The sequence below is a fragment of the Streptomyces sp. NPDC053367 genome, from assembly GCF_044545925.1.
Taxonomy (GTDB): domain Bacteria; phylum Actinomycetota; class Actinomycetes; order Streptomycetales; family Streptomycetaceae; genus Streptomyces.
In genome coordinates this window covers 1-24,525 of sequence record NZ_JBITYN010000006.1, presented here as the reverse complement: position 1 = coordinate 24,525, position 24,525 = coordinate 1, and the positions used below count along the sequence as shown (strand labels likewise).

Here is a 24,525-nt window from a genome sequence, read left to right as displayed (position 1 = left end):
ACGAGGTCCGCGACCATGCGACGCACACCCCCCGGGGCGACCACGGTGCTCACCGCGCTGTGCACGCTCCTGTTCTCCCTCCTCGGCGCCATGGGAACCGCCCATGCCGCACCCGTGACCATCACCAACGCGACCCAGTTCACCGATCCGGCCGGTGATCCCGTGCACGCGCACGGCGGAGGAGTCCTCAAGGTCGGCGCCTACTACTACTGGTTCGGCGAGAACCGCAACGCCGACAACTCCTTCCGCTACGTCTCGGCCTACCGGTCGACGGACCTGAAGAACTGGGAGTTCCGCAACCACGTCCTGACCCAGGCCACCCACCCCGAGCTGCAGGGCGCGAACATCGAGCGGCCCAAGGTCGTCCACAACGCCGCCACCGGCAAGTTCGTCATGTGGATGCACAAGGAGGGCAGCGCCACCGACTACAGCGAGGCCCGCGCGGCCGTGGCCGTCTCCGACACCGTGGACGGCGACTACACCTGGAAGGGCAGTTTCCGGCCGCTGGGCGAGATGTCGCGGGACATCACCACCTTCGTCGACACCGACGGCACCGGCTACATGATCTCCGCCGCCAACGAGAACGCCGACCTGCACATCTACCGCCTCACCGCCGACTACACCGGCATCGAGGCCCGGGTGCAGAAGCTGTGGGCCGGCCAGTGGCGTGAGGCGCCCGCGATGTTCAAGCGCGACGGCGTCTACTTCCTGCTCACCTCCCACGCCACCGGCTGGGCGCCCAACCAGCAGAAGTACGGCACCGCCACCAGCGTCACCGGCACCTGGAGCGAGCTGAAGGACGTCGGCGACCACCGCACCTACGACTCGCAGACCGCCTTCGTGCTGCCGGTCCAGGGCACCTCTGGCACCTCCTACCTCTACATGGGCGACCGCTGGGGCAACTCGACGGGTGGCATGGTCAACGACTCCCAGTACGTCTGGGCGCCGCTGCGTTTCCCCACCCGCACGACCATGGCCATGGACTACTTTCCGCAGCTCACCGTCGACACGGCCGCCGGCACCGTCCAGGGCGTCGGCAGCTGGGAGACGCTGACGGCCGCCCACAGCGGCAAGTGCGCCGACGTCGCCGACCGCAGCACCGCCGACGGGGCCGGCCTCATCCAGTGGTCCTGCGCGAACAGCGTCAACCAGCAGTTCTGGCTGCGGAGTCTGGGCAGCGGCCGGGTGCAGATCATGGGCCGCTTCAGTGGCAAGTGCCTCGACGTCGAGGGCGGTTCCACCGCCGACGGCGCGCGTGTCGTGCAGAAGACCTGCGGCAGCGCCACCAGCCAGCAGTGGACGCTGCAGAGCAGCGGCAGCCTGATCCAGCTCGCCGCCCGCCACAGCGGCAAGTGCCTCGATGTGAGCGGCTGGTCCCGGGCCGACGGCGCCCTGCTCCAGCAGTGGACCTGCAACGGCGGCGACAACCAGAAGTGGCGCCGCACGGCCGCGTGACCGGCCCGCCGTCCCACGCCCGGACTCCGCCGGAGCGCGCCCGACGCCCTGACCCGGGGGGCGCGCTCCGGCGGACCCCTGCCCGGCCCCGCCCCCGGCGGCAGGCCCGCGCCGCACACCGGGCCCCTGACCGACGTGCTCCCTCCTGGCCACGGCCCGCGATCCGCCGTACGGCCGCCGGCAGCAGCACGTAGCCCCACTCGCCCCTCGACGACCCAGGACTGGAGGCCCCTGTGCCGAAGACGTCCCCCACACCCCCGCCTCTCCCCCGCCCACTGCACGCGGCCGCGCTCGCCGTCGCCGCCGCGCTCACCCTGCCGGCCCTGGCCGCTCCCCCGGCCGCCGCCGCGGAAGCCGGGCCGGCGCTCACCGTCCGCCTCGACCCCAGCTACCAGCAGCCCGCCTTCGAGGGCTGGGGCACGGCGCTGGCCTGGTTCGCCAACGTCACCGGAGGCTGGCCCGACGCGCAGCGCAACGCCCTCGCCGACGCGCTGTACGGCACCGACGGCCTCGGCTTCACCATCGCCCGCTACAACATCGGCGGCGGCGACAGTCCCGAGACCGCGCCCTACATGCGCCCCGGAGCAGCCGTCCCCGGCTACTGGAACCGGCCCGGCGCGGAGAGCCCCGACTGGTGGGACCCGGACGACCCGGCCCACTGGAAGGCGGACGCCGACGCCAACCAGCGCTGGTGGCTGACCGCCGCCAAGGCCCGCGGCGCCAGGACCTTCGAGGCGTTCTCCAACTCGGCCCCGTACTTCATGACCCGCAGCGGGCTGGTCTCCGGCGCCACCGACCCGAGCCAGGACAACCTCCGCGCCGACCAGTACGAGCGCTTCGCCGCCTACCTCAGCGGATCGCTGCGCCGCGCCCAGCAGTCCACCGGCGTCACCTTCGACTCGATCTCACCGGTCAACGAGCCGGGCACCGCGTACTGGCGCGCCGGCGGCCGCCAGGAGGGCTCCCACTGGGACCCCGCCTCCCAGGCCCGCATGATCACCACCCTGCGTTCGGCCCTCGACGCGCAGGGCGTCGCCACGCCGATCGCCGCGATGGACGAGACCGACCCCGCCCTGTTCCGCCGCAATTGGGAGAGCTACGGCCCCGAGGTCCGCGCCGCCGTCGGACGGCTCAACACCCACACCTACGGCACGTCGGGCCGTACCGGAGTACGGGACATCGCCAAGGGCGAGCGCCATCCGCTGTGGATGAGCGAGGTGGACCTGGGCGGCAGTGTCCCCCAGAGCTTCACCGACATGAGCCCGGCCCTGGACCTGGCGCACCGCGTCAACGCGGACATCCGCGAACTGGAGCCCCGCGCCTGGGTGCTGTGGCAGGCGGTCGAGGACTACGAGAACATGACGCCGGCCCACGAGAACTCCAACTGGGGCCTGATCCAGACCGACTTCACTCCCGAGGACGCGGCGACCGAGCCGCTGCGCAGGAACAAGAAGTACTGGGCGATGGCACAGTACAGCCGGTTCGTCCGGCCCGGTGCCCGGGTCATCGCCACCGACGACCCGGACACCCTCGCCGCGCTGCGGCCCGACGGCGGCGTGGTGGTCGTGCACACCAACCCCACCGGCACGGCACGGGACGTCACCCTCGACCTCGACGGTTTCGCGACCACCACCGGTGCCGTCCAGCGCTACACGACCGACGCCACCCGCAACGTCGAGCGCGGCGGCGACCTCCAGGCCGGCCCCACCTTGCGAGCCTCGGTCGGCGCGGGTTCGGTCACCACGTTCGTGATGCCGGGTGTCACCGGCGTGGACACCACCGCCACCACGGCTCCCGTGGGCGGCGCCCGGCAGTTGGTGAACGACCGCAGCGGCCTCGCCCTCACCGCGGAGACGGCCGGCGGCAGGACGACGGCGGTGCAGCGCGCCGTCCGCCCGGCCGACTCGTCCCAGCAGTGGACGTTCACCAAACTGTCGGCCTCCGACTGGGGCAGCACCGCCGCCTACCGCATCACCAACGTCCGTAGCGGCAAGGCGCTTTCGGTGTCCCAGGGCGCCCTCGGTCTCGCCTCGCCCGGCACCGCCGCGTCCCAGCAGTGGATCCGTTCGACGACCGGTGACGGACACGCCACGCTCGTCAACGCGGCGAGCGGCCTGCTCCTGGAGGTCGTCGCGGAGTCGACCGCGGACGGCGCGCCCGCCGGCGTCCACCGGCCGACGACCGGCGCCCACCAGTCGTGGAGCTTCCCCTCCGCGGCCCCCGACAGCTGGCGCCCGGCCGCCTTCCGGCACAGCGGCAAGTGCCTCGACGTCAGCGGCGCCTCCACCGCGGACGGCGCCCGGGTGACGCAGTACGCCTGCAACGGCGGCACCAACCAGCAGTGGTCGCTGCGTGCGTCGGCGCCCGGCTACGTCAGTGTGGTCGCCCGGCACAGCGGCAAGTGCCTGGATGTCAGCGGCCTCTCCACCGCGGACGGCGCCGAGGTGTTCCAGTACGGCTGCAACGGCGGCCGTAATCAGCAGTGGGCGGTCCGTGACGCCGGCGGCGGGCGGGTCACGCTGGAGGCGCGCCACAGCGGCAAGTGCCTCGGCGTCGAGAGCGCCTCGCTGTCCGACGGGGCGTCCGCGGTCCAGCAGTTCTGCTCGCAGGCGGCGTCCCAGCAGCTGACGCTGGGCTGACGGCGGGCGGCGAAGGGCCGGGCACCGACATCCAGTCGGTGCCCGGCCCTTCGTACACGGACGGTCCGTGTCACTCCTCGGTCGGGCCGAGGTCCGCGGTGCCGCGGAAGGAGACGGTGCGCGGGCGGTGGGCGGCGTGCAGTTCCAGCAGCACGATCTCGTTGGTGCCGGTGCGCAGGACGGGCGCCGGTACGTACAGGGAGCGCTGCGGGCCGCGCGACCAGTACCGGCCGAGGGCGAATCCGTTGACCCAGGCGCATCCCTTGGTCCAGCCGTCGAGGTGGAGGAAGGTGTCGGCGGTCTCGGTCAGTTCGAACGTCCCGCGGTGCAGGGCCGGCCCGGTGGGTGTGGCGGTGGCCGGCGCGAACGGCACCCGGTCCAGGGACGTCAGCGGCAGGGGCCGGCAGGTCCAGCCGGTGAGGTCGGCGCCGTCCAGGAGCACCCGGCCGGGGAGGCCCTTGCGGTCGTGGATGCCTTGGCCGTAGTTCACCCGGCCCTGGTTCTCCACGAGCAGGGACAGCCGGGCGCCGGCCCGGGGCACGGTGAAGGCGAGGGCGTGCTCGTGGTTCTCGCGCTCCAGCACGCCCACCGGCCGGCCGTCCAGGAAGACCTGGGCGCGGTCGCGTACCTGCTCGATCTCCAGCAGCGCCGGTCCGGCGTGCGGCAGGACCGTCTCGTAGAGGACGAAGCCGAAGTCCTGGCCGAGCTGTTCCATCGTCAGCGGCCGTTCCGAGCGGGTCGCCTCGCCGAGTTCCCCGGCGCACGCCAGCAGGGAGGCGCTGTCGGTCAAGGGGACGCGTTCGAGGGAGAGTTTGGGGCCGCGCGGCGGGATCGGTTCGTCGGGCACGGGCGCGTACTTGGCGATGATCTCGCGGAATGCGGTGAACTTCTCGGTGGGGTCGCCGGCTTCGTCGAGGGGTGCGTCGTAGTCGTAGGAGGTGACGGTGGGCCGGTAGGTGTGCTTGTCGTTGGCGCCGTTGGTGAAGCCGAAGTTGGTGCCGCCGTGGAACATGTAGAAGTTCACGGAGGCGCCGGTGGCGAGGAGTTCGTCCAGTTCCCGGGCCGCCTGGTCGGCGTCGCGGACGACATGGTGCCCGCCCCAGCGGTCGAACCAGCCGATCCAGAACTCCGTGGCCATCAGAGGTGATTCGGGGCGCCGGGCGCGCAGTTCGGCGAGGTGGTGGCCGGAGCGGCTGCCGAAGTTGGCGGTGGCGAGGACACCGGGCAGGGCACCGCGTTCGAGGTCGGCGGGCTGGTCGCAGGTGAACAGAGGCACGTCGACTCCGCAGCGGCGGAGCATGGCGGCGAGGTGTTCCAGGTAGGCGGTGTCGTCGCCGTACGCCCCGTACTCGTTCTCCACCTGCACCGCGAGGACGGGTCCGCCCTGGGAGGCGAGGTGGGGCCGCAGGGCGGGGATGAGGAGGGCGAAGTAGTCGTCGACCGCGGCGAGGAAGCGCGGGTCGCGTGAGCGCAGCCGGATGCCGGGCTCGGCGAGCAGCCAGGAGGGCAGACCGCCGCCCTCCCACTCGGCGCAGATGTACGGGCCCGGGCGCAGCAGCACGTACAGACCCTCGGCCGCGGCCAGTTCCAGGAAGCGCGGCAGGTCGAGCGGGCCGTCCGTGCTGAAGCGGTCCGGCCGCGGCTGGTGGAGGTTCCAGGGGACGTACGTCTCGACGGTGTTGAGGCCCAACAGGCGCGCCTTGCGCAGCCGGTCCGCCCACTGGTCGGGGTGGACGCGGAAGTAGTGCAGCCCGCCGGACAGGAGACGGAACGGCTTTCCGTCGAGCAGGAACCCTGTGTGGTCTATCTCAAGTACGGACATGGACTGCGTGCTCCTGTGCGTCAAGGGAGTGCTGCGGCATCGCCGCACACCTCCTCATGTTTACGTAAACATACACAGGTGACAAGCCTTGCCCTGAGACGAGTTGGGCCAGGGGTGAGGAAATCGGTCCGGCCGGGGATCGTCATGCGCGGGGCGGCCGCGTCACCGGCCCTCCCCGGCCATGGCCGAAGGCCCGGCCCTGCTCGGCCGGGCAGCCGCGATCGGCGTGGTCACGCTCGTCGGCGTCCTCGACGTTTGGTCGCCGCCCGTGGCCGTCGTCCTCGACGCTTGGTCGCCGCCCGCGGCCGTCGTCCTCGACGCTTGGTCGCCGCCCGCGGACGGGTAGGCCCGGCCACCGCGCCACGCTCGCCGGACCCGCCGCCGGCAAGGGCCTCGCCCGTTCCCTCCAGCCCTTCCGCCCCCTCCAGCCCTTGCGCCCCCTCCAGCCCGTCCGAGCGCGGACGCACAGGAGCGCCGCGCCCGCACGGGGCGGGCGCGGCGCTCCTGGTCAGTACCGCTCAGGCCGCCTCAGGACCCACCGGCCCGCGCGGCCTCCTGCTCCGTGTGCGCCTGGCCGGTGGAGAGGGTGCCGCCCGAGCTCTCCAGGTGGGCGCGGACGAACCACTGGAACTGCTCCAGATCGCGCAGCTGCTCGATGAGCAGATCCTCGGTGGCGGGGTCGATCTCACCGGCCTGCTTGATCGCGGCTCGCACCGACTCGATGACGCCCGTGTACACCAGGTCGAGCGCCCCGAGGTGCGCGATGGCGTCCGCGCGGCCGATGGAGTAGTCGTCCCAGGCGCGCTCGCTCACCAGCGCGCCCGGTGTCCCCTGGGCCACGCCGCCGAGCGCCGCGATCCGCTCGGCCACGTCGTCGGCCATCTCCCGGACCCGGTCCACCTGCGGGTCGATCATCTCGTGCACGGCGATGAAGTGCGGCCCGACCACGTTCCAGTGCACGTGCTTGAGCGTCAGATGGAGATCGTTCAGCGCGTGCAGCCGCTGCTGCAGCAGTCCGATCAGCCGTCCGGCCGCCTCACGCTCGATACCCGGGACGGTGTACTTGGGGGTCAGGTCCTGTGTCATGGTCCACCTCGGTTCTTCACGGGTCATCGGCATATAACCTCCGGTGCCCCGTTCCGGCCGAGCCAGACATCCTCGTTTTCCGAATGTCTCACCGCCTCGGACGAACAAGGGGCGACGCGGCCTGCCGACTGCGTCCTTCCCGGTACAGGCTCCTGAGCAGCGGCAAGGCTCAGCGACTGCCCCGCCCCCCTGATCTCCGACGGGCCTGTCACCGTACGGGCGCGATCACGGTGACGGCGGCTTCACGCGCCGGGGCGGGCTTGGATCTGCATGCCCGGGCGGCGGCGGTGGACGGTCAGATAGGACATGCCGGACTCGCCGGCGGTGAGGCCCCGGGTGCTGCCGTGCGGGAGCCAGACGAGGCTGCCGGGGGTCAGCGGCTGGGGGGCGGAGCCGGCGGAGTCGCTGTCGAGCGTGCCGTCGCCGGCGACGACGAGCACGAGGACGTCCAGGTGGGGCTCGACATGGGCGGGGATGTGTCCGCCCGGCGGGATGCGGACGAGGTTGGCGTCGAGCTGACGGGCCGGCTCGGCCAGCCGCCACGCCGCTCCGCCCGGCACCGATCCGTCGGCCACGAGCGCGTCCACGTCGCACAGGACCCGTGCGCTCCCCTGGTCAGTCATGCTCGCCGTCCTCCAGTGTGCGTCTTGCGGTCACGCGCTTCCGGTGCGGGTCTGCCGTCGGTGGTCGCTCCACGGGCGGACCCGAGGGGTGTGACCCGTCCGACATCGCTCGTCCGCCACCCCGAATACGAATGCTACATGCGTGTTTGCTAGCGTCCTGCTGTGCGGTTGACGAAGTTCACCGACCTGGCGCTGCGTGCCGTGATGCGCCTGGCGGTTGGCGAGCAGGACGGTCCTTCGACCACCCAGGAGGTGGCGGAGGCCATGGGCGTACCGGCCACCCATATGGCGAAGGCGGTCACCCGCCTGCAACATCTGGGGGTGGTCGAGGCCCGGCGCGGCCGTGGCGGCGGGCTGGCGCTCACCGACCTCGGCCGCCGGGCCTCCGTCGGCTGGCTGGTCAGGGAGCTGGAGGGTGAGGGCGAGGTCGTCGCCTGCGAGGGCGAGCAGCCGTGTCCACTGCGGGGGGCGTGCCGGCTCCGCCGTGCCCTCCGCGATGCGCATGAGGCCTTTTACGCCACCCTGGAGCCGATCACCGTCACCGATCTGGTCGGCTCGCCGACCGGGCCGGTCCTCCTCGGACTCGCCGCCACACGCCGCTCCGACCGAGATCCGCAGGCCAGTGGCCATGGAGGCCCGTAGGCCCGTGGGCCCAGCCGCTCCGACTGTGCCCGTAAGCCCGTAGACCCGTAAGCCGTAGACCCCGCAGCCCGCGAGGCTGCCGACGCACAGCCTAAAACACGAAGATCATCTACCAATTAGGAGTCGTTGTGCTCTCCGAGCAGTCCACCCCGGTCATCCGTGCCACGCTGCCCGTCGTCGGCGCCGCCATCGGCGAGATCACGCGGCTGTTCTACGACAAGCTCTTCCAGGACCGTCCCGAGCTGCTGCGCGACCTGTTCAACCGGGGGAACCAGGCCAACGGGGAGCAGCAGCAGGCGCTGGCCGGGTCGATCGCCGCCTTCGCGGGCATGCTCGTGGCGCGGCCCGGCGCCCGGCCGGACGCGATGCTCGCCCGTATCGCGAACAAGCACGCTTCGCTCGGCATCTCGTCCGACCAGTACAAGCTCGTCCACCAGCACCTCTTCGCCGCCATCGGCGAGGTTCTCGGGGACGCCGTCACCCCGGACGTGGCCGCCGCGTGGGACGAGGTCTACTGGCTGATGGCCAATGCCCTGATCGCCGCCGAGAGCCGCCTCTACCAGGAGGCGGGCACCCCCGAGGGCGAGATCTGGCGGTCGATGCGGATCACCGCACGGCGCGAGGAGACCCCGGACACGGTGTCCTTCCTCCTGAGCCCGGCCGACGGCCGGCCCGTCGGGGCGTTCCGCCCGGGTCAATACGTCAGCGTCCAGGCAGAACTGCCCGACGGTGCCCGCCAGATACGCCAGTACAGCCTCTCCGACGCACCCGGTGAACAGCAGTGGCGCATCACCGTCAAGCGGGTCAAGGGCGGTGAGGGGCCGGAGGGCGAGGTCTCCACCTGGCTGCATGAGCACGCCCGCACCGGCGATCTGCTCACCGTGTCCGCCCCGTTCGGCGACCTGGTGCTGCCCGACGGCGACGGGCCGCTGCTGCTGGCGTCGGCCGGCGTCGGCACCACGCCGATGCTGTCCATGCTGCACCACCTGGCCGCCCAGGAGTCAGGCCGGCAGGTGACCGTGCTGCACGCCGACCGCTCTCCCGAGGACCACGCCCACCGCGACGAGCTGCGCCGGCTGGTGGACGCGCTGCCGAACGCCACGCTGCACCTCTGGTACGAAGAGCCCGGCGAGAGCGCGCCCGAGGCGGCACGCGGCCAGGCCGACGTCAGCGCGCTGGAACTTCCGGAGGGACTCACCGCCTACCTGTGCGGGCCGCTGCCGTTCATGCGGGCCGTACGCGGTGACCTGCTGCGCGGGGGCCTGCCGGCGCAGGACATCCACTACGAGGTCTTCGGGCCCGACCTCTGGCTCGGCCAGGACTGAGCCGGAGCATCAGGGAGCGCACACCATGAGAGAGAGCCCGCCCCGCTCCCGCGCCCACCTGCTCCACGTGGCCGCCGAGGCCGTCAAGGCGACGGCCCTCCTCGGCCCGGGCATCCGCGTCCACGCGGTGTGATGCCCAGGCCGAGGAGGGCCGGCCCCGCTGCCCGGTCCGGTCAGGCGGCCAGACCCTGTTCCGCCCGGGCCGGGGCCCCCTGACGCTCCATCCGCAGTCTCTCCAGCAGCACGTCGGCGGCCGCGAGCGCTTCGTCCACGGACCGCGTCCCCGTCATGACGCAGAGGGTGTAGGAGGTGTCCTCCAGCTCTCGGCTCGAGCGGCCGGTGGGCTGCAGGTCATGGCGGAAGCGGGCCTCGGCGAAACGGGCCAGCACGGCGCGCAGTTCCTTCTCCGCGGGCAGCAACACGGCGACATCCCTTCTGTCGAAAGCGAGCCGCGCCAGCGGGCCCGCCGCACCTGTGCGCCGGGGTCCGACGGGTGGCACCCCAGCAGGAGTCATGACGTCTACGGCGACCGTGTGCCCGGAACCGATCACCGTATGCATCTCTCGTGCGGAGCCGGGGAGACGGCGCTGCGCGGGCAGGGAGGGCGGGGCGGCCGGGCAGGCCGGCGCCTCGGTCGAGCGGTGGGCGAACTGCCGTGAGAACGGCGGGTGATAGCGTCCTACCGCGACAGGACGACTCCTCGGACACCGCGTTCCCGTACGCGGTCCGGGGGTGGGGGAACGGCGTGGGATCGACCGAGCTGCTCATCGCTCTGGACCGGGTGAGCGGTACGACGCTTCAGCAGCAGGTGTGCGACCAGGTCACGGCTCTCGTGCGCGCGGGGCGGCTGCGTCCCGGGGACGCCCTGCCGGCCTCCCGCGAGCTCGCCCAGCAGCTGGGCGTCTCACGGACGGTGATCATCCGGGCCTACGAACTGCTGCGGGCCCAAGGGGTGGTGACCGCGCGGCGCGGCTCGGGCACCCGCGTCGCGGACTTTCCGGCCGGCGGGACGACGGAGCCGGCCACCGGCAGGGCAGTGTCCCCGGCCAGGTCCGTGCCGCCGGTTCCCGCTCCGCCCCGGCCCACCGACGAGGGCGACCCGCTGTGGCAGCCGTGGGAGCCGCCGCCCGTCCTGCGCCGTACCGGCACCGCCCTCGACTTCCGGCACGGCACGCCCGCGCTCGCCGCGTTCCCCCTCGCCCGCTGGCGGCAGTCGATGCACGAGGCGTACGGGCGGGCCGACGCCGCCGCGCTCGGCTACGGCCCGGCCGAGGGCTCGGCGGCCCTGCGCGCCGAGATCGCCGCGCTGGTGCGGCGGAGCCGGGCGGTCGACGCCGCCCCGGAGCACATCATGGTGACCGGTGGCGCCACCCAGGCGCTGGACATCCTGGTGCGGATGCTGGTCGGGCCGGGCGACGTCGTCGTCATCGAGGACCCCAGCCATACCGTGCTGAGGCAGGTGTTCGGGTGTTCCGACGCGGCCGTGGTGCCCGTTCCCGTCGACGAGGAGGGCCTGCGGGTCGCGGACATCGACGACCGGGTGCGCGCGCAGGGGCACGACCCGGAGCAGGTGAAGGTGGTGTACGTGACGCCGTCGCACCAGTTCCCGACCGGCTTCATCATGTCGCGGGCCCGCCGCCGTGCCCTGATCGCCTGGTCGCACGAGCGCGGCGCGACGGTGCTGGAGGACGACTACCACAACGAGTTCACCTTCACCGAGGAGCGGCTGCCCGCCCTCGCCGCCGAGCGGCACCACGGCACCGTCGTCCACGTCGGCAGCTTCAGCAAGACCCTCTTCCCGGCGCTGCGCATCGGCTACGCCGTACTGCCGCCGCACCTCGTCCAGCCGTTCCTCGGGATCAAGTGGATCACCGACCGGCTCACCCCGACCGTGACCCAGGAGGCGCTCGCCCACTTCATCGCGACGGGTGCCTACGCCCGCCACCTCAGCCGGATGACGCGGCTGTACCGACAGCGCCGAAGGCGGCTGCTGGAGGCACTGTCCGAGAACTTCGGCACCGGGGTGCGGGTCTCCGGGGAGGCGGCGGGGCTGCACGTCCTGACCGGCCTCACCGGGGCGCGCGGGGTGCCGGAGGGGGCGATCGTGGAGCGGGCGGCCGGACGCGGGGTGCGGGTGTATCCGGCGTCCGGCTACTTCGTGCTCGACCCGCCGGGCGAACCGACGTTCCTGATGGGCTACGCCGCGCTGCCCACGGCCCGCATCACCGAGGGCGTCGCCCTGCTGGCCGCCGCGGTGCGCGAGGCGAGGGGGCGTGGCTGATCCGCCGGCCAGGCGGTGGGCCGGCGGGTCACGTCTCCGTGTTGGCGTCGGTAGCAGGTGCGGCGGCCCGGCGTTCGGCGAGCCGGCGCAACTGGAGGTCGGTCAGCTCATGGATGAGGGTGCGGTACACGGCCTCCGCGATGGCGGGCGGCATGCCCTGCGCGTCGGCGAGCGAGCGCACCTTGTCGATCACCTGCTCCACCCGGCGGGGGGAGCGGACGGTCTGTTCGTCCTGCTTGAACTCGGTCAACTCGCGCACCACAGCCGTGCGTCGGGCGAGCAGGGCGATGATCTGCCGGTCGAGTGCGTCGATCGAGACGCGCAGTTCCTCGATCCTGTCCATGTCGCTCATGGTGCGGTCACCTCGTCGAGGCCGTGGAGGGCGGTGTACGCGTTGTCCGCGCTCTGGGAACGGTGGCGTTCGTCGCCCGGCCTGCGCAACTTCGCCCACGCGGTGTCGAATTCGATGCCGGCGGGGGCGCGGGTGGCGGTGGGCATGGTGTGGGTTCTCCTGATCGTGCGGGCGTGCGTACGGGCGGGTGATCTAGGTACCGGCCGCGGCGGCGGGCCGCGCCGGGCGGGCGGTGGTCCTGGGCGCGGTGCGCAGTACGGCGTAGGCGGCCATGCCGGCGATCGGTGCGGCGAGCAGCGTGAGGAAGACGGGCCGGTGGCCCTGGGCGGTCCACAGGACGCCGAGGCCCGCGGGCACCGTGAGGCGGGCGAGGCCGAGGACGAAGCCGTTCAGCGCCATGAAGGTACCGACCCTGCGCTCGTCGACGTGGTCGGCGATGTACGTGGGCACGACCACCGAGGCGATGATCTCGCCGAGCGTCCAGATCGCGGTGGACAGCAGGATCGCCGGAAGGGAGAACCCCACGACGATGACGGCCAGTCCCGCGGCCCACAGGGCTCCGGCGGCCAGCAGCAGCGGCTTGGTGCCGTGGCCCCGTATGCGCTTCTCCATGGTCAGTCCGAGGCCGACCACGACGACGCTGTTGACGGTGTAGACGACGCCGACCAGCCCCGCCGACTCGTGCAGGACCGTGGTGACGGCGAGCGGCAGCGCGTACTCAAGGCCGATCAGCGGCACGACGTAGAAGAAGGACACGAGCACCAGGAGCAGCACGTGGTGGTGGCCCAGCGGTCCCGGACGCGCCTTTTCCTTGCGGTGCTTGGTCCTGTCGCGCCGGTCGGACGGAATCCAGCGGGCGATGAGCGCGGCGCACAGCAGACCGGCGACGATGTTGCCCGCGAACATGACGTGGTAGGAGTACGCCGCCGCGAGGCCACCGAGCAGGGGGCCGATGCCCATGCCGAGGTTGTTGCCGATGTAGCTCACCGTGTAGGCGAAGGGCCGTTGGTCGGGCCCGGTCAGGTCGGCGACCAGGGTGTTGGACGCCGGGCCGAACATGCCCATGCCGACCATGGCGACGAAGAGCAGTCCGGCGTACGTCCACGGCGGCCCGTCCAGCACGGCGAGGCCGAGATAGCCCGCGGCGTTCAGCAGGAGCGCGGTGAGCAGGGCCGTGCGCCGGTCGCGCCGGTCGCACAGGGGCCCGCTCAGCAGGCTGCCCACGAGCAGGCCGGTGCTGCCGGCCGAGATCAGCAGTCCCGCCTCGCCGGGGCTGACGTCCTTGCCGCGCACCAGGTAGACGGCGAGCAGCGGGAAGACGAACATGCCCGCGCGGTTGATGAAGGAGGCGAGGAACAGCACCCGCAGCGGGAGCGGGAGTTGTCCCAGCCGGGTCAGCCATGTCATCGCCGCGCCCGCCCGCCCGCGGTGGCGGCGAATGCGGCCGTCCCGCCGGGTGCGGCCGCAGTCGTCTCCACGCGGAAGGCGTCCCGTACGGCCTTGAAGCGGGCCCGGATGTCCTCGAAGTCGGTGCCCTGGCACACGTACCAGCCGAGCACGTCGTTGGAGGCGGCCGGCGGGGCGAGGACGTCACCGGCCTGCTTCCACACGTCGGCGTCCACGACCCCGTCGATCTCCTTCAGTTCGGCCGGGGTGGTGATGGCGGTGATGTGCCCGTACCGGTCCGAGGTGAGGTACTCGGTGCCGGTCTCGGGGCCGAGCCGGGCCTCGGTGCGGTGTGCCGGGTCGAGTTCGAGACGGCACCACTCCCCCGCGAGGTTGATGCCGCGTCCGGCCTCGATCGCCGGGACGATGGATCCTCCGCCGGCCCGTGCGCCGGCCTCACCGAACACCACGTCGCCGTCGTCCGGCAGGAAGAACTCGGCGTGGGCCACCCCGGTGGTGAGTCCGAGGCCGCGCAGCACCACGGTGTTGAGGTCCAGGACGCGCTGCTCACCCGCCGACAGGCCGTACTTGCGGGAGACGGTGCCACCCGGCTCGTCGCGGTACTCCAGGACGGAGTAGGTGTAGCGGGAGAGCTGGGCGAAGACGGCTTCGCCGTCCTTGAAGAGCGAGTCGACGTGGTACTCGGTGCCGCGGATGAACTCCTCGACGCGGTAGTCGTGCCGGTCGTCGCCCATCTCCTCCCACACGAGGGCCAGTTCGCCCGGACCGTCCACCCGGTGGGTGCGTCCGCAGGCCCATCCCGCGTACGGCTTGACGACGACGGGGTAGCCCACGTCCTCGGCGAACTCGGTGACGGCGCCGATGGTGTCCGGGCGGCAGGACCGGGCGACCCGCACGCCCAGCTCCTCGGCCCGGCGGTGCATCACGTTCTTGTCGCGGAAGTTGAGCGCCTGGTCGGGGGTGAGGCCGGGGATGCCGTGGTCGCGGCGGGCGAGGGCGGCGGGCAGCACGTCCCCCTCGAACAGCGGGAAGACGCGCTCGACGGGGTGCTCGGCGACGATCTCGCCGACGGCGGCGCGCACGGCCGCCGTGTCGTCCAGGTCGGCGTGGTACCGGGCCAGGCCCTCGGCCTCCGGTGCCTGCCGGCCTGCGGGCAGCAGCACCACGGTCGCCACGCCGAGGCCGGCCGCGGTGGCCACGATGCTGCGGAACTGGGCGGCGTAACGTCCGGCCTCGGGCCGGTAGATCACCAGGATCGAACGGTTCATGTGCTGCTCCTCGTCCATGAGTGGGCCCGGCTTCGGCGGACCGGCGCGGCCGTCAGGGCGTCCCCGTGCGGAACGTCCCTTTCGTTGGGGGCCGTTGACGACGGGTCGACTGTAGGAAGAGGGCGGGTTCCTGGCGGTGACCAATTACGGGGTATTGCGTGAGGCCACTTCGGCAGCGGGGGGGACCGCTGTGGGCCGGGGCTCGTCGGGCGTATCCCGGACCCGGAGGGCGGCATGGCCCGCAAGCTCCGGATCACCGACAGGGCGAGCCGCGTCCGGACGAGGTACGCACGGGCCTCGTCGCCGGCCTGGACTCGTCATGGCCGGCTGGGCGGAGGAGGACATCGCGGCCTTCGCCGGTTGCCTCCGGCGCTTCGACTCGGACGTCGAGCGCCTGCACGGCATCCCCCGCCCTGCCCCGCCCCGTCCCGTCCCGGGCAGTGAGCAGCCCCGGCGGGGCGGGAGGCCCGGCCGGGGCTGGTTCGTGGTGGTGCGGGTGGCGTGCCGTCGGCGGGTCAGTCCACGTAGTGGATGTCCGACGAGGTGTAGAAGCAGTTGGTGCTGTCCGGACCTGTGCCGATCTTCGTGGGCTCGCCGCTGGTCGTGCCCTTGTACTTGGTGCAGATGTCGATGTCGCGGCCGGAGTCCTTCGAGATGGTGATGTCGGAGAACCGTGCCGTGTCACCGTAGTTGGTGTTGATGCCGACCACCGAGGTGCCGGGGGCGGTCACCTTGGTGCCGGAGACCTGGATGTGCCGGGCGTACTGCGTGGAGCAGTTGCCGCAGGAGCGGACCAGCTTGCCGAAGTCCTCGACCTGGAAGCCCCTGACGATCAGGGTGCCGGCGCCGTTGAACTGGAAGACCTTGTCGGATGCCTTCTTCGCGCCGCCGCCCTCGATCGTGCGGACCAGCGAGCTGGAGCTGCCGCGGAAGGTGGCCGCGTCCTCGCCGACGTCCTCCCACCAGACGTTCTTCAGTGTGCAGGCGCCGTCGCAGTGGACGCCGTCGGCGGCCGGGGCGCCCAGGATGACGTTCTGCAGCACGGCCCCGTCGGCGAGGCGGAACATCGGCGGCTGGCTCTCGCTCTGGTCGCCGCTGCCGAGGTCACCGCTGCCGTAGAAGCGCTTCATGCCACCGTCGTAGGTGCCCGACACCAGGATGGTGGCGGAGACGGCCTGGCTGCCGTTGGCCGTCGGCCATGACGGCCACGAGCCCGGCGGGGTGGTGGTCGGCGTGCTGGTCGGCGTGGGCGTCGGGTCCGTGGGGACCGTGCCGGACGCGGTGAAGGTCCAGCGCTTGCTGGTCACCGAGTCGCAGGAGTTCTGCTGGACCGGGGCGCCGGCTGCCGTCGAACTGTCCTTGACGTTGAGGCACTTGCCGCCGTTGCTGTTGACGACCTGGTACGTGGCGCCGCTGATCTGGGCCAGGGTCCACACCTGCGTCGGCGTGCCGGCGCAGGTCTGCTGGTCGACCGGCTTGCCCGCGCTCGTGGAGGCGTCCCGGACGCCGGCGCACTTGGCGCTGTGCGCGGCGACCAGGGTGTAACCGCTGCCGGAGGCCGCCAGCTTCCACGTCTGCTCGGGGGTGCCCTTGCAAGTGTCCTGCACCAGCTGCACGCCGGTGGAGGTGCCCGCACCGGGCACCGTCAGACACAGACCGCTGCCCGCGTTCTTCAGCGTGTACGTACCGGCCGCCGGCGCCGCCGAGGCCGAACCGCTCATCATCACGGCGGTGAGACCACCGCCGATGAGTGCCGTGGCCGCCGCGAGAGACGCGGCGAGACGGCCGCGCCTCCTGCGATGGACGTGTCGTGTGCTCACTGTGGGATTCCTTTCGCCTGCTGCGGCGTTCGCTGCGAGCGCCCGTGGGGGCACAGGGTGGGGGTGGAGCTTCGACCGCCAAGCGGGAGATACACCGGTTCAGTTGCATGCGGGCATGGCTCGACCACCGTTCGCATGGCCGCAGTTGACCGGTCACCCCTTCGGGCCGTGTGCCACAGACTGGTGTCGGCCCGGCACCGGTGTCAACGGTCGTGCAAGCGCTTTCTATTGGAACGGTTCAGTGGGTCGGAATGACTCTGAGACAGCCCTGTGCGCAGGAGCCGGCCGCCGGAGCTACACCAGCGGGTGCCCGTACCGCGTGGCCAGGGCCGTGAGGTCCGGGTCGCCGAACTCGGCGCGCAGGGCGTCGAAGGCCTCGGTCTTCTCACTGCCGAAGCGGGCGACATGCTGGGCGTAGGTGGCCGCGTACAGGAACTTGGGAGGGGTGCTCTTGGTGTGGAACTTGTCCGCATACATGACCAGTCGCTCCTCCCGGGTCTCCGCGAGGTAGTCGCACGCGGGCAGGGGCAGGCCCTGGGTGACCACGTCGTACTTGGTCAGGCCTGTGCCCGTGTGGCAGGAGGCGAAGCGGCGGATCCCCTCCGGGAAGCCCTCCTGCCGCAAGATCTCGTGCCCGAGCACTCCGTGGCGTACGTAGTTCGCGTGGTCGAGGTGTCCGTGGGCGTCGACGAGGCGGTAGACGCCGATGTCGTGCAGCAGGCAGCCCGTGCGCACCAGGTCGGCGTCCACCTGCGGGGCGGCGTGGCCGATCAGATTCTCGGCGATGCTCCACACGATCTCGCAGTGCGTGTGCGCGAGGTCGAACACCTGCCGGGTGGGCGCGTACTTCTCGTGCAGGGCGCGGATGTCGTCGACGCTGGGAAGAGCCACCGGCGGAGGTTAGCAGGCGCCGGGGCCCGCCCGTGGGCGACGGTGCGACGAGCTCACCACGGCCGCGGCATGTCCGGGCCGACGGCCACGAGGACCGCCGCCGCGTGCACCGCGACGGCGTCGCGGTCAATCGCTGGTGCCCCGCCCCGCGGCCTTGTTCTCGACGCGGCGGTCTGGGAAGCCGTGATCCCCGCCATGGCACCCATGGCGCTGCTGCGGAACCTGCGGAACTTCGACGAGGCCGGGGTCTGCGACGACGCGTCGGCCTGGCCGTGGGACTCCTGACTCCGCGCGACCGTACGGCAGTTGAAGGGCCGGACCCGGCCGCCCCGCTCGTCGGCGGGGGGCCGGGCCGTGCGGCACCGGTACGTCGCTCGATGCGGCAGGCAGTCGGTGATCAGGGCAGGCGGTAGTCGCTGTTCAGGGCCGCCCCCGCCTCGGGGTGGGTCTGGTCGTAGCCGCGGGCGTCGCACTGCAGGCCGCCCACGATGCAGTGGTCGACCAGCGCCTTGAGGGTGCGCTCCTCCCAGGCGTTGAAGAAGTCGTAGTGGAAGGAGTAGCCGCGGCCGCCGGCCAGGCGGACCTGGGACATGTCTCCGTTGACCGGGAAGGCCATCTTGAACTCGATCATCGGCAGGGCGACGGGATGGCCGGCGGGGCACATGTTGTCGTTGGTGCCCGGTTTGACGACCGGGTAGGCCATGTGGCTCTTGTGGTCCGGTGTGTCCAGGTACTTGCCGTCCCAGCAACTGGGCGCCTGGAAGCGGATGTTGAGCTGGACGTCCGGCCGGCTGGGGCAGCTCGCGGGGAAGTCGGTGTTGAAGTAGCTGTCACCGCACTCCCAGCCCTCGACGAAGCCGCGGTGACGGCGGAACTCCTCGGCGCTCTGCGTAGGACTGCCCACCACGAAGCGCAGCCCCTTGGGGAAGGGGCGCACGCTGGTGTAGTCGGTGACGCCCGCCTTGTAGTAGATGGTCTGGGGGCCGATCGGCAGGATCTTCCGCTCGCCGTTGTACAGCGAGGGCATCCAGTAGCCCGACGCGTCGCCAGGCGCCCTGCAGGTGGTGGTGGCGCCGTAGAGGGAGGCCGTGGTGCTGTGGGCGTTGGTCGAGGTGTTGCCCATGAAGGTGTGGTCGTGGGACTTCCCGGGCTGGCCGGGGTAGAGGATCGGGTCGTCGGGGGCGGTGTGGGTGACCGAGCAGTTGGCCTGGAACTCGTGGAAGTAGCGGGCCGGCGGGGTGGCCGTGGAGGGTTGCACGCCGGTGATCTGAGGGACGGCCGGAATGTATCCGTCGCCGTCCGGGTCGTCGCCGGAGGCCTGGGTGGACACCGCCGTGTCGTGCCCGCTGTGGGCGGCGGCCGCCGGGGCGTCCTGCCCGGTGCCGGAGTCGGTGGTGGCCGAGGCGATGGTGCCGATGCCGAGGGTGACGGCGATCAGTGCCGTGCCGAGGAGCAGTGCGGGGAGGCGTTTCGGACTGGCTCTCATGGGATCTCCTGCCCGTGAGGTGGGGTGAGGGGGCCGGCGTCGCGTCGCTGGGCGCCACGCCGGAGTGGGACGGCCGGCCCGGCGGGCGGGGGCCCGCCGTCACCGGCCGGACGACTGTCAGCCGTAGATGCCGATCTCGCGCAGGGAGTAGCCCCAGCTCGTGCCGCGGGCCGTCAGGTACAGGCGGACGTGGCGTGCCGTGGCCGACAGACCGATGGTGTCGACATCGCCGTCGCCGGTGCTCGTGGAGTACACCGGACGCCAGTCGGCGGCGTCGTCCGAGACCTGCACCGTGTACGACCTCGCGTACGCCGGGTCCCAGACGAGCTGGAGGGTGCGCAGGGGCCTGGCGGTGCCGAGGTCGACCTGGATCCACTGGGGGTCGCTCCAGTCGCTCGCCCAGCGGGCGTCCGCGCGGCCGTCGACGGCCGACTCCGGAGTGCAGGGGCAGTCGCCGTAGGAGGACTGGAAGGAGGAGGCGGTGACGGGCCGGTTCAGCGCGAGGTCGGTGCCGCCGACCGGTGGCGCGACGACCTTGACGGACCTCGTCTCGATGCCGGCGTTGCCGTGTCCGTCCTCGGCCTGGACGTACACCTTCCACACACCGAGCTGCTGGGGCGCGGTCACGGCGAAGGTGCCGTTCCCGGTGGCGCGCCACTGCGCCGGGACGAGCCGCTTGTCACCGGATGCGTAGACGCCGCTGAGGAAGACCTTGTAGGTGACGGGGTCGCCGTCGGGGTCGCGGACGTCGGCGCGCACGGTGAACTCGCCGCCCGCCGGGGCGGAGGACGCCTCGTCGACGGTCATGCCGCTGATCACGGGCGGGGTGTCGGCGCCGGCGGTGGAGCCGGTGTAGGCCTGCTTGACGGCGTGGTACGACAGCCGCTTGAGCCCGCCGGGCAGGAGGTTGAACCAGACGCCGCCGAAGTCGTGTTCGGTGCCGTAGTGGAAGAGGGTGGCGCCGAGGGCCACGCCCCGGTGGCCGGTGACGCAGTTCCAGGCGCTGGTGTATCCGTTCGCCTTCTGCACGTCGGTCGGTTCGTCGGGGACGCCGTTGGCGTCGTCCGGGACCTCCCACTCCCCCGCCGGGCCGGTCTCGGTGATGAGGTAGGGCTTGGTGTAGCCGCCGTCGGTCCAGTCCTGACGGACCTTGCAGACGTTGCGGTACGCGTTCACCGCGTACAGGTCGAGGTCGGGCGCGTTGCGCCTGTAGTAGGGCCAGGCCCCGGTCCAGGCGTCGGTGGAGGTGACCGGGTGGGCGGGGTCGAGGCCGTGGATCTCGCGGGCGACGTCGTTGACGAAACCGGTGTAGGCGTTGCGCTGCGTCTCCAACTGGCTGCCGCCGTAGCAGTTCTGAAGGCCGAGGACGGACTCGTTGCCGACGTTCCACATCAGTGTCGCCGGGTGGCCCTTGTACGCGTCGACCCACCTGGCGACCTCGGTGAGCACGGCGTTCTTGTAGGCCGTGTCGGTCAGGTAGTCGACGCAGCCGCCGGATCCCGGGCCGCCGCCGGGCTGCAGCCAGAACCCGTTGATCACCCGGATGCCGTTGGCCGCGGCGGCGTCCAGCAGCGGCTCGGTGGAGCCGTCGGTGCCCCAGGTGCGGATCGTGTTCGCGCCCATGGCCCGTACGCCGGGCAGATGGGCGGGGGCGTCCGCGGTCGACGGGCCCCAGGTGACACCCTTGACGGTGTACGGCTGCCCGCCCACCGTCAGGCGCCAGTCGCCCTGGCTCCCCTCGACCTTCACCGCGCCCGTGGCCGGTGGTGGTGTGCTGCCGGCGGGTGAGCCGTAGACCTGGAACTCCCACAGCGAGTAGCCGTATCCGCCGGACCGGGCCAGGCCCTGCATACGGACGTGGCGGCCGGTCCCGGAGACGGCGAGGTCGTCGGTGCCGCCGTCACCGCCGGTCACCTTCGTCAGGGTGCGCCAGTCGGTGCCGTTGTCGGAGGCCTGGATCTCGTAGTCCTTGCCGTAGGCGGCCTCCCAGGTCAGGACGACGCGGGTGAGGTCGGCCTGTTGGCCGAGGTCGACCTGGAGCCACTGGGAATCGCTCCACCGGCTCGCCCAGCGGGTACTGGTGAGGTTTCCGTCCACCGCGGCGGAGGCGGCGTAGCCGTCGCCCTCCTGCGAGGAGGCGGTCGCGGGCCGGCCCTGCGACAGCAGGGTGCCGGCCGCGCCGGCGGCGGGGGCGGACGCCACCGCGGTGAGCGAGGAGGCGAGAAGGGCGCCGAGTGCCGGCAGGGCTCTGCCGGTACGGCGGCCCCGTGGGCGGACGGTGACGGTCGGTCTGGGCACGGGTGCTCCTGACGGGTCGGTTCACCGAAGGGCGAGCCGCGCCGACCGTGGGCACGCCGCGGCCGGCCCTGGCGGGACCCCTTCGGTGGCCGCGCCGGCCTGACGGCCGGAGACGGCTGGGGCGAGGCCGCCGGGACACGGCCGTGGGAGAGCGTTCTCCGACCATGCCGTGTGGTCATGCATCGGTCAAGGAGGGGGAGGGCGGTTTTTTACTTGGCTTGATTTAAGTCGTGAACTACCGTGGGCGGCACAGCCGAGGGCCGTCCGTGCCCGGCCGTCCCGGCCCTTCCCGGACGACCTCCCCGCATCCTCGCCGGCACCGCCACTCGTCCGCGGCGCCGGCCGGACGCCCCTTCCTCTACTTCAGGTGCCGGTCCAGGAACCGGCATCCGTCCTCCAGCTCGAACCACGGGGTGCCGGTGTGCCCGCCCGGATTGGCGTGCAGCGTCTTCTCCTTGCTGCCGAACGCGTCGAACAGCTCCAGGGCCCGCTCCCGGGGGTTCCCCTCGTCGTCCCACTGCAGCAGGAACAGCAGCGGAACGGTGATCTGCCGGGCCTCCTCGCGCTGGGCGCGGGGCACATAGCCCCCGGCGAAGAAGCCCGCGGCCGCGATGCGCGGCTCGGCCACCGCCAGGCGGATGCCGAGGGCGGCCCAGCCCCCGGAGTATCCGACCGGGCCCTCGATCCCGGGGAGTTCGAGGAGGGCGTCCAGGGTGGTCCGCCAGTCCGGGACCGCGTTGTGGACGAGCGGGCCGATGTAGGACTCGAAGACCTCGTCGGCCGGCTCGCCCGCCTGCATGGCCCGCCGGAATTCGGCGCGTGCCCGCTCCTCGTCGGCGGACCGGGGGCGGTCACCGCATCCGGCCGCGTCGATGGCGGCCACCGCGTAGCCGCGCGCCGCGGTGTAGCGGGCCCGGGCTACGAGCCGGGGTTCCGCCTTGGGCAGGCCGTTGTTGTGGGCCATCAGGATCAGCGGGGCCGGTGCGGATCCGGGCGTCCAGAGGGTGCCGGGGATCTCGCCGAGGGTGAACTCGCGCTCGACGACGCCGTCGTCGAGGCGCTGCTCGGAGGTGAAGCGCAGCGGGAATCGCATGGTCGTGCCTTTCGGGAGTGCGCTGGAACGGCGCTCCCGGACGACCTATCGCCCGGCCGTGACCCCGGAGGGGAGCACCCATGTGGATACAGCGTTCACGGGTACCACCTCCTCGTTCTCTCGCACGGCCTCCGGAAACGTAGCAGCGGTTCGCCGTGGTCCGCCAGCGAGTTCTTCCGGCCGAGGCCCTGCCGTGCCGGTGGGGTGTCCGGCACCCGGCCGCGCAGCCCGGCGTCGCGGACCACGGCCACCACGCCGATCGGCCAAATAGCGGCGTATGCAGGCCGAATCACGCTGTTTCGGGGGTGGCCGCTGTCGCGACAAAGACACTATGGCCGGAGTTTCCCGCCCGAGAGGTGAGCAGCGCATGAGCATCGTCGACCTCGCGTCGCTCGGTGAGTCCTTCACCCGCGACCCGTATCCCGTCTACGCCCGGCTGCGGGAGCAGGGCCCGGTGCACAGGATCCGTATGCCCGAGGGAGGCGCGCAGGCGTGGCTCGTGGTGGGATACGAGGCCGGCCGCGCGGCACTCACCGACGACCGCCTCTCGAAGGACTGGAGCAAGGCGTCACCGGACCTCGGCCTGGGCGCCGTGTCGGCGGGACCGCACATGCTGCGGGCCGACCCGCCGGACCACACGCGGCTGCGCAAGCTCGTGGCACGGGAGTTCACCGCGCGCCGCGTGGAGGGACTCGCCCCGCGGATCCAGAAGACGACCGACCTGCTGCTCGACCGGATGCTCGCCGCCGGCGAGGGCCGCGCCGACCTCGTCGAGGCGCTGTCCTTCCCGCTGCCCATCGCCGTGATCTGCGAGCTGCTCGGGGTTCCCGACCTGGACCGCGAGTCCTTCCGCGCCTGGTCGAACGAAGCGATCACCGCCACCGACCCGGACAACCGCAAGGCCGCCGCCGAGGCGATGGCCCGGTACATGCGGGAGCTGGTGGAGGACAAGGGACGGCATCCGGGCGAGGACCTGCTGAGCGCGCTGATCGAGGGCTCCCGGCAGGGCCCGGACGGCCTGTCCTTCGAGGAACTGGTCGGCATGGCCTGGCTGTTGCTCGTCGCCGGGCACGAGACGACGGTGAACCTCATCTCCAACGGGGTCCTGGCCCTGCTCACCCATCCCGCCCAGCTCGCCGCGCTGCGGGCGGACCTCGACCGCGTCGACGAGGCGGTCGAGGAGATGCTGCGCTACGACGGCCCGGTGGAGACCCCCACCTACCGTTTCACCACCGAGCCGGTCACCATCGGGGACACGGAGATCCCCGGCGGCGGTGAACTGGTCCTCGTGGCACTGGCCGACGCCAACCGCGACGCGGCACGCTTCGACTCGCCCGACCGCTTCGACATCTTCCGCGACGCCCGCGGCCATGTGTCGTTCGGCCATGGCATCCACTACTGCCTGGGTGCCCCGCTGGCCCGCCTGGAGGCACGCATCGCCATCAGGACCCTCCTCGAACGCTGCCCGGACCTGGCCCTCGACATCCACCCGGCCGCGATCAGCTGGCGCCCGGGCCTGATGATCCGGGGCCCGCGGTCGCTGCCGGTGCGGTTCGCGCGCTAGGTGTATTGACCCGCAGCGTTGTTGACGCGGCTGATGGGTGGCTGGCCTCCGAGTGCGGTGTGGCAGCGGTGGTGGTTGTAGGTGTGGAGGAAGTCTGCCAGGGCCGCTGTCCGCTCGGTGTTCGAGGTGTAGGGCCGCAGGTAGGCCCATTCGTCGAGCAGGGTCCGGTTGAAGCGTTCGACCTTGCCGTTGGTCTGTGGCCGGTAGGCACGCGTGAGCTTGCCGGTCGCGCCGAGGTTTGCGAGGGCGGCCTTCCAGGCCAGGCCCTTGCGGTAGGCCCAGGCGTTGTCGGTCAGGACCCGCTCGATGCGGGTGATGCCGTGCTCCTGGAAGAACGCGGCCGCGCGGGCCAGGAAGGCCGCGCAGGTCGTGACCTTCTCGTCGGGGTGGATCTCGCTGTAGGCGAGGCGGGAGTGGTCGTCGACGGCGGAGTGGACGTAGTCGAAGCCCATGCTGCTGCGGGTGGCCCGGCC

Annotated in this window: 21 protein-coding genes and 1 pseudogene; 8 read left to right on the top strand and 14 right to left on the bottom strand. The window is 72.1% G+C overall.

The window, feature by feature from the left end:
• Positions 1 to 15 precede the first annotated feature (15 nt).
• Together ACIGXJ_RS18040 and ACIGXJ_RS18035 are read left to right on the top strand one after the other, a co-directional pair.
• Complete coding sequence (locus ACIGXJ_RS18040; RefSeq protein ID WP_399646063.1) at positions 16 to 1,455, top strand: RICIN domain-containing protein; 1,440 nt, start codon at positions 16 to 18, stop codon at positions 1,453 to 1,455.
• 233 nt (positions 1,456 to 1,688) lie between these two features.
• Positions 1,689 to 4,094, top strand: coding sequence for an RICIN domain-containing protein (locus ACIGXJ_RS18035; protein ID WP_399646060.1), 2,406 nt, complete (start codon positions 1,689 to 1,691; stop codon positions 4,092 to 4,094).
• A 70-nt stretch (positions 4,095 to 4,164) separates the two neighbouring features.
• Here ACIGXJ_RS18035 and ACIGXJ_RS18030 read toward each other — a convergent pair whose 3' ends face one another.
• Complete coding sequence (locus ACIGXJ_RS18030; RefSeq protein WP_399646057.1) at positions 4,165 to 5,916, bottom strand: beta-galactosidase family protein; 1,752 nt, start codon at positions 5,914 to 5,916, stop codon at positions 4,165 to 4,167.
• 181 nt (positions 5,917 to 6,097) lie between these two features.
• Between ACIGXJ_RS18030 and ACIGXJ_RS18025 the strand changes: the two genes are divergently transcribed.
• Positions 6,098 to 6,262 (top strand): hypothetical protein, encoded by a 165-nt coding sequence (locus ACIGXJ_RS18025; protein WP_399646055.1) that lies wholly within the window; start codon positions 6,098 to 6,100, stop codon positions 6,260 to 6,262.
• Positions 6,263 to 6,444: 182 nt separating this feature from the next.
• Here the strand turns inward: ACIGXJ_RS18025 and dps are convergent, their stop codons facing one another.
• Positions 6,445 to 7,002, bottom strand: coding sequence for a DNA starvation/stationary phase protection protein Dps (gene dps / locus ACIGXJ_RS18020; RefSeq protein ID WP_399646053.1), 558 nt, complete (start codon positions 7,000 to 7,002; stop codon positions 6,445 to 6,447).
• 242 nt (positions 7,003 to 7,244) lie between these two features.
• Positions 7,245 to 7,625: a cupin domain-containing protein gene (locus tag ACIGXJ_RS18015; protein ID WP_399646051.1), complete on the bottom strand. Its 381-nt coding sequence runs from the start codon at positions 7,623 to 7,625 to the stop codon at positions 7,245 to 7,247.
• A gap of 162 nt (positions 7,626 to 7,787) precedes the next feature.
• Between ACIGXJ_RS18015 and nsrR the strand changes: the two genes are divergently transcribed.
• Complete coding sequence (gene nsrR, locus ACIGXJ_RS18010; protein WP_399646048.1) at positions 7,788 to 8,267, top strand: nitric oxide-sensing transcriptional repressor NsrR; 480 nt, start codon at positions 7,788 to 7,790, stop codon at positions 8,265 to 8,267.
• Between the two features lie 128 nt (positions 8,268 to 8,395).
• Positions 8,396 to 9,592 carry a globin domain-containing protein gene (locus ACIGXJ_RS18005; RefSeq protein WP_399646046.1) on the top strand — a complete coding sequence of 399 codons (1,197 nt, stop codon included), beginning with the start codon at positions 8,396 to 8,398 and terminating at the stop codon, positions 9,590 to 9,592.
• Between the two features lie 173 nt (positions 9,593 to 9,765).
• Here ACIGXJ_RS18005 and ACIGXJ_RS18000 read toward each other — a convergent pair whose 3' ends face one another.
• Positions 9,766 to 10,014: a DUF5133 domain-containing protein gene (locus ACIGXJ_RS18000; RefSeq protein ID WP_399646044.1), complete on the bottom strand. Its 249-nt coding sequence runs from the start codon at positions 10,012 to 10,014 to the stop codon at positions 9,766 to 9,768.
• 323 nt (positions 10,015 to 10,337) lie between these two features.
• Here ACIGXJ_RS18000 and ACIGXJ_RS17995 point away from each other — a divergent pair, with 323 nt between their 5' ends.
• The gene (locus tag ACIGXJ_RS17995; protein ID WP_399646041.1) at positions 10,338 to 11,873 is read left to right on the top strand and encodes a PLP-dependent aminotransferase family protein; all 1,536 of its coding nucleotides are present in this window, start codon (positions 10,338 to 10,340) and stop codon (positions 11,871 to 11,873) included.
• Positions 11,874 to 11,901: 28 nt separating this feature from the next.
• Here the strand turns inward: ACIGXJ_RS17995 and ACIGXJ_RS17990 are convergent, their stop codons facing one another.
• From ACIGXJ_RS17990 to ACIGXJ_RS17965, 6 genes are all read right to left on the bottom strand, one after another.
• The gene (locus ACIGXJ_RS17990) at positions 11,902 to 12,225 is read right to left on the bottom strand and encodes a chorismate mutase (protein WP_399646038.1); all 324 of its coding nucleotides are present in this window, start codon (positions 12,223 to 12,225) and stop codon (positions 11,902 to 11,904) included.
• Positions 12,222 to 12,371: a hypothetical protein gene (locus ACIGXJ_RS17985; RefSeq protein WP_399646036.1), complete on the bottom strand. Its 150-nt coding sequence runs from the start codon at positions 12,369 to 12,371 to the stop codon at positions 12,222 to 12,224. Before ACIGXJ_RS17985 ends, ACIGXJ_RS17990 begins: the two co-directional genes overlap by 4 nt.
• Positions 12,372 to 12,417: 46 nt before the next feature.
• Positions 12,418 to 13,632, bottom strand: a complete 1,215-nt coding sequence (locus ACIGXJ_RS17980) for an MFS transporter (RefSeq protein WP_399646033.1) — start codon at positions 13,630 to 13,632, stop codon at positions 12,418 to 12,420.
• Positions 13,629 to 14,900, bottom strand: coding sequence for an ATP-grasp domain-containing protein (locus tag ACIGXJ_RS17975; RefSeq protein WP_399646030.1), 1,272 nt, complete (start codon positions 14,898 to 14,900; stop codon positions 13,629 to 13,631). Before ACIGXJ_RS17975 ends, ACIGXJ_RS17980 begins: the two co-directional genes overlap by 4 nt.
• Positions 14,901 to 15,415: 515 nt before the next feature.
• Complete coding sequence (locus tag ACIGXJ_RS17970; protein WP_399646949.1) at positions 15,416 to 16,621, bottom strand: pectate lyase; 1,206 nt, start codon at positions 16,619 to 16,621, stop codon at positions 15,416 to 15,418.
• A gap of 393 nt (positions 16,622 to 17,014) precedes the next feature.
• On the bottom strand, positions 17,015 to 17,611 hold the full coding sequence (locus ACIGXJ_RS17965) for an HD domain-containing protein (protein ID WP_399646027.1): 597 nt from the start codon (positions 17,609 to 17,611) through the stop codon (positions 17,015 to 17,017).
• A 159-nt stretch (positions 17,612 to 17,770) separates the two neighbouring features.
• Here ACIGXJ_RS17965 and ACIGXJ_RS17960 point away from each other — a divergent pair.
• Positions 17,771 to 17,878: pseudogene (locus ACIGXJ_RS17960) on the top strand (TROVE domain-containing protein); the annotation flags it as partial.
• Positions 17,879 to 18,008: 130 nt separating this feature from the next.
• Here ACIGXJ_RS17960 and ACIGXJ_RS17955 read toward each other — a convergent pair.
• From ACIGXJ_RS17955 to ACIGXJ_RS17945, 3 genes are all read right to left on the bottom strand, one after another.
• Positions 18,009 to 19,097, bottom strand: a complete 1,089-nt coding sequence (locus tag ACIGXJ_RS17955) for a DUF1996 domain-containing protein (protein WP_399646025.1) — start codon at positions 19,095 to 19,097, stop codon at positions 18,009 to 18,011.
• Positions 19,098 to 19,214: 117 nt separating this feature from the next.
• Entirely contained in the window at positions 19,215 to 21,395 is a 2,181-nt protein-coding gene (locus tag ACIGXJ_RS17950; protein ID WP_399646022.1) for a discoidin domain-containing protein, read from the bottom strand.
• A gap of 358 nt (positions 21,396 to 21,753) precedes the next feature.
• Positions 21,754 to 22,476 carry a dienelactone hydrolase family protein gene (locus tag ACIGXJ_RS17945; RefSeq protein ID WP_399646947.1) on the bottom strand — a complete coding sequence of 241 codons (723 nt, stop codon included), beginning with the start codon at positions 22,474 to 22,476 and terminating at the stop codon, positions 21,754 to 21,756.
• Positions 22,477 to 22,855: 379 nt separating this feature from the next.
• On the opposite strand from ACIGXJ_RS17945, the gene ACIGXJ_RS17940 reads away from it, so the two are divergent.
• The gene (locus tag ACIGXJ_RS17940; RefSeq protein ID WP_399646020.1) at positions 22,856 to 24,052 is read left to right on the top strand and encodes a cytochrome P450; all 1,197 of its coding nucleotides are present in this window, start codon (positions 22,856 to 22,858) and stop codon (positions 24,050 to 24,052) included.
• Here the strand turns inward: ACIGXJ_RS17940 and ACIGXJ_RS17935 are convergent.
• Positions 24,049 to 24,525: integrase core domain-containing protein (locus ACIGXJ_RS17935; RefSeq protein WP_399646018.1), on the bottom strand; the 477-nt coding region annotated here is incomplete at its 5' end. The genes ACIGXJ_RS17940 and ACIGXJ_RS17935 overlap by 4 nt on opposite strands.

Bases quoted from the DNA above. Each gene is read 5' to 3' on its own strand.
- ACIGXJ_RS17955 (WP_399646025.1), bottom strand. From the start codon at position 19,097: ATGAGAGCCAGTCCGAAACGCCTCCCCGCACTGCTCCTCGGCACGGCA.
- ACIGXJ_RS17985 (WP_399646036.1), bottom strand. From the start codon at position 12,371: ATGCCCACCGCCACCCGCGCCCCCGCCGGCATCGAATTCGACACCGCG.
- ACIGXJ_RS18015 (WP_399646051.1), bottom strand. From the start codon at position 7,625: ATGACTGACCAGGGGAGCGCACGGGTCCTGTGCGACGTGGACGCGCTC.
- ACIGXJ_RS18025 (WP_399646055.1), top strand. From the start codon at position 6,098: ATGGCCGAAGGCCCGGCCCTGCTCGGCCGGGCAGCCGCGATCGGCGTG.
- ACIGXJ_RS17990 (WP_399646038.1), bottom strand. From the start codon at position 12,225: ATGAGCGACATGGACAGGATCGAGGAACTGCGCGTCTCGATCGACGCA.
- ACIGXJ_RS17975 (WP_399646030.1), bottom strand. From the start codon at position 14,900: ATGAACCGTTCGATCCTGGTGATCTACCGGCCCGAGGCCGGACGTTAC.
- ACIGXJ_RS17940 (WP_399646020.1), top strand. From the start codon at position 22,856: ATGAGCATCGTCGACCTCGCGTCGCTCGGTGAGTCCTTCACCCGCGAC.
- ACIGXJ_RS18030 (WP_399646057.1), bottom strand. From the start codon at position 5,916: ATGTCCGTACTTGAGATAGACCACACAGGGTTCCTGCTCGACGGAAAG.
- ACIGXJ_RS17970 (WP_399646949.1), bottom strand. From the start codon at position 16,621: ATGAGCGGTTCGGCCTCGGCGGCGCCGGCGGCCGGTACGTACACGCTG.
- ACIGXJ_RS18040 (WP_399646063.1), top strand. From the start codon at position 16: ATGCGACGCACACCCCCCGGGGCGACCACGGTGCTCACCGCGCTGTGC.
- ACIGXJ_RS17980 (WP_399646033.1), bottom strand. From the start codon at position 13,632: ATGACATGGCTGACCCGGCTGGGACAACTCCCGCTCCCGCTGCGGGTG.
- dps (WP_399646053.1), bottom strand. From the start codon at position 7,002: ATGACACAGGACCTGACCCCCAAGTACACCGTCCCGGGTATCGAGCGT.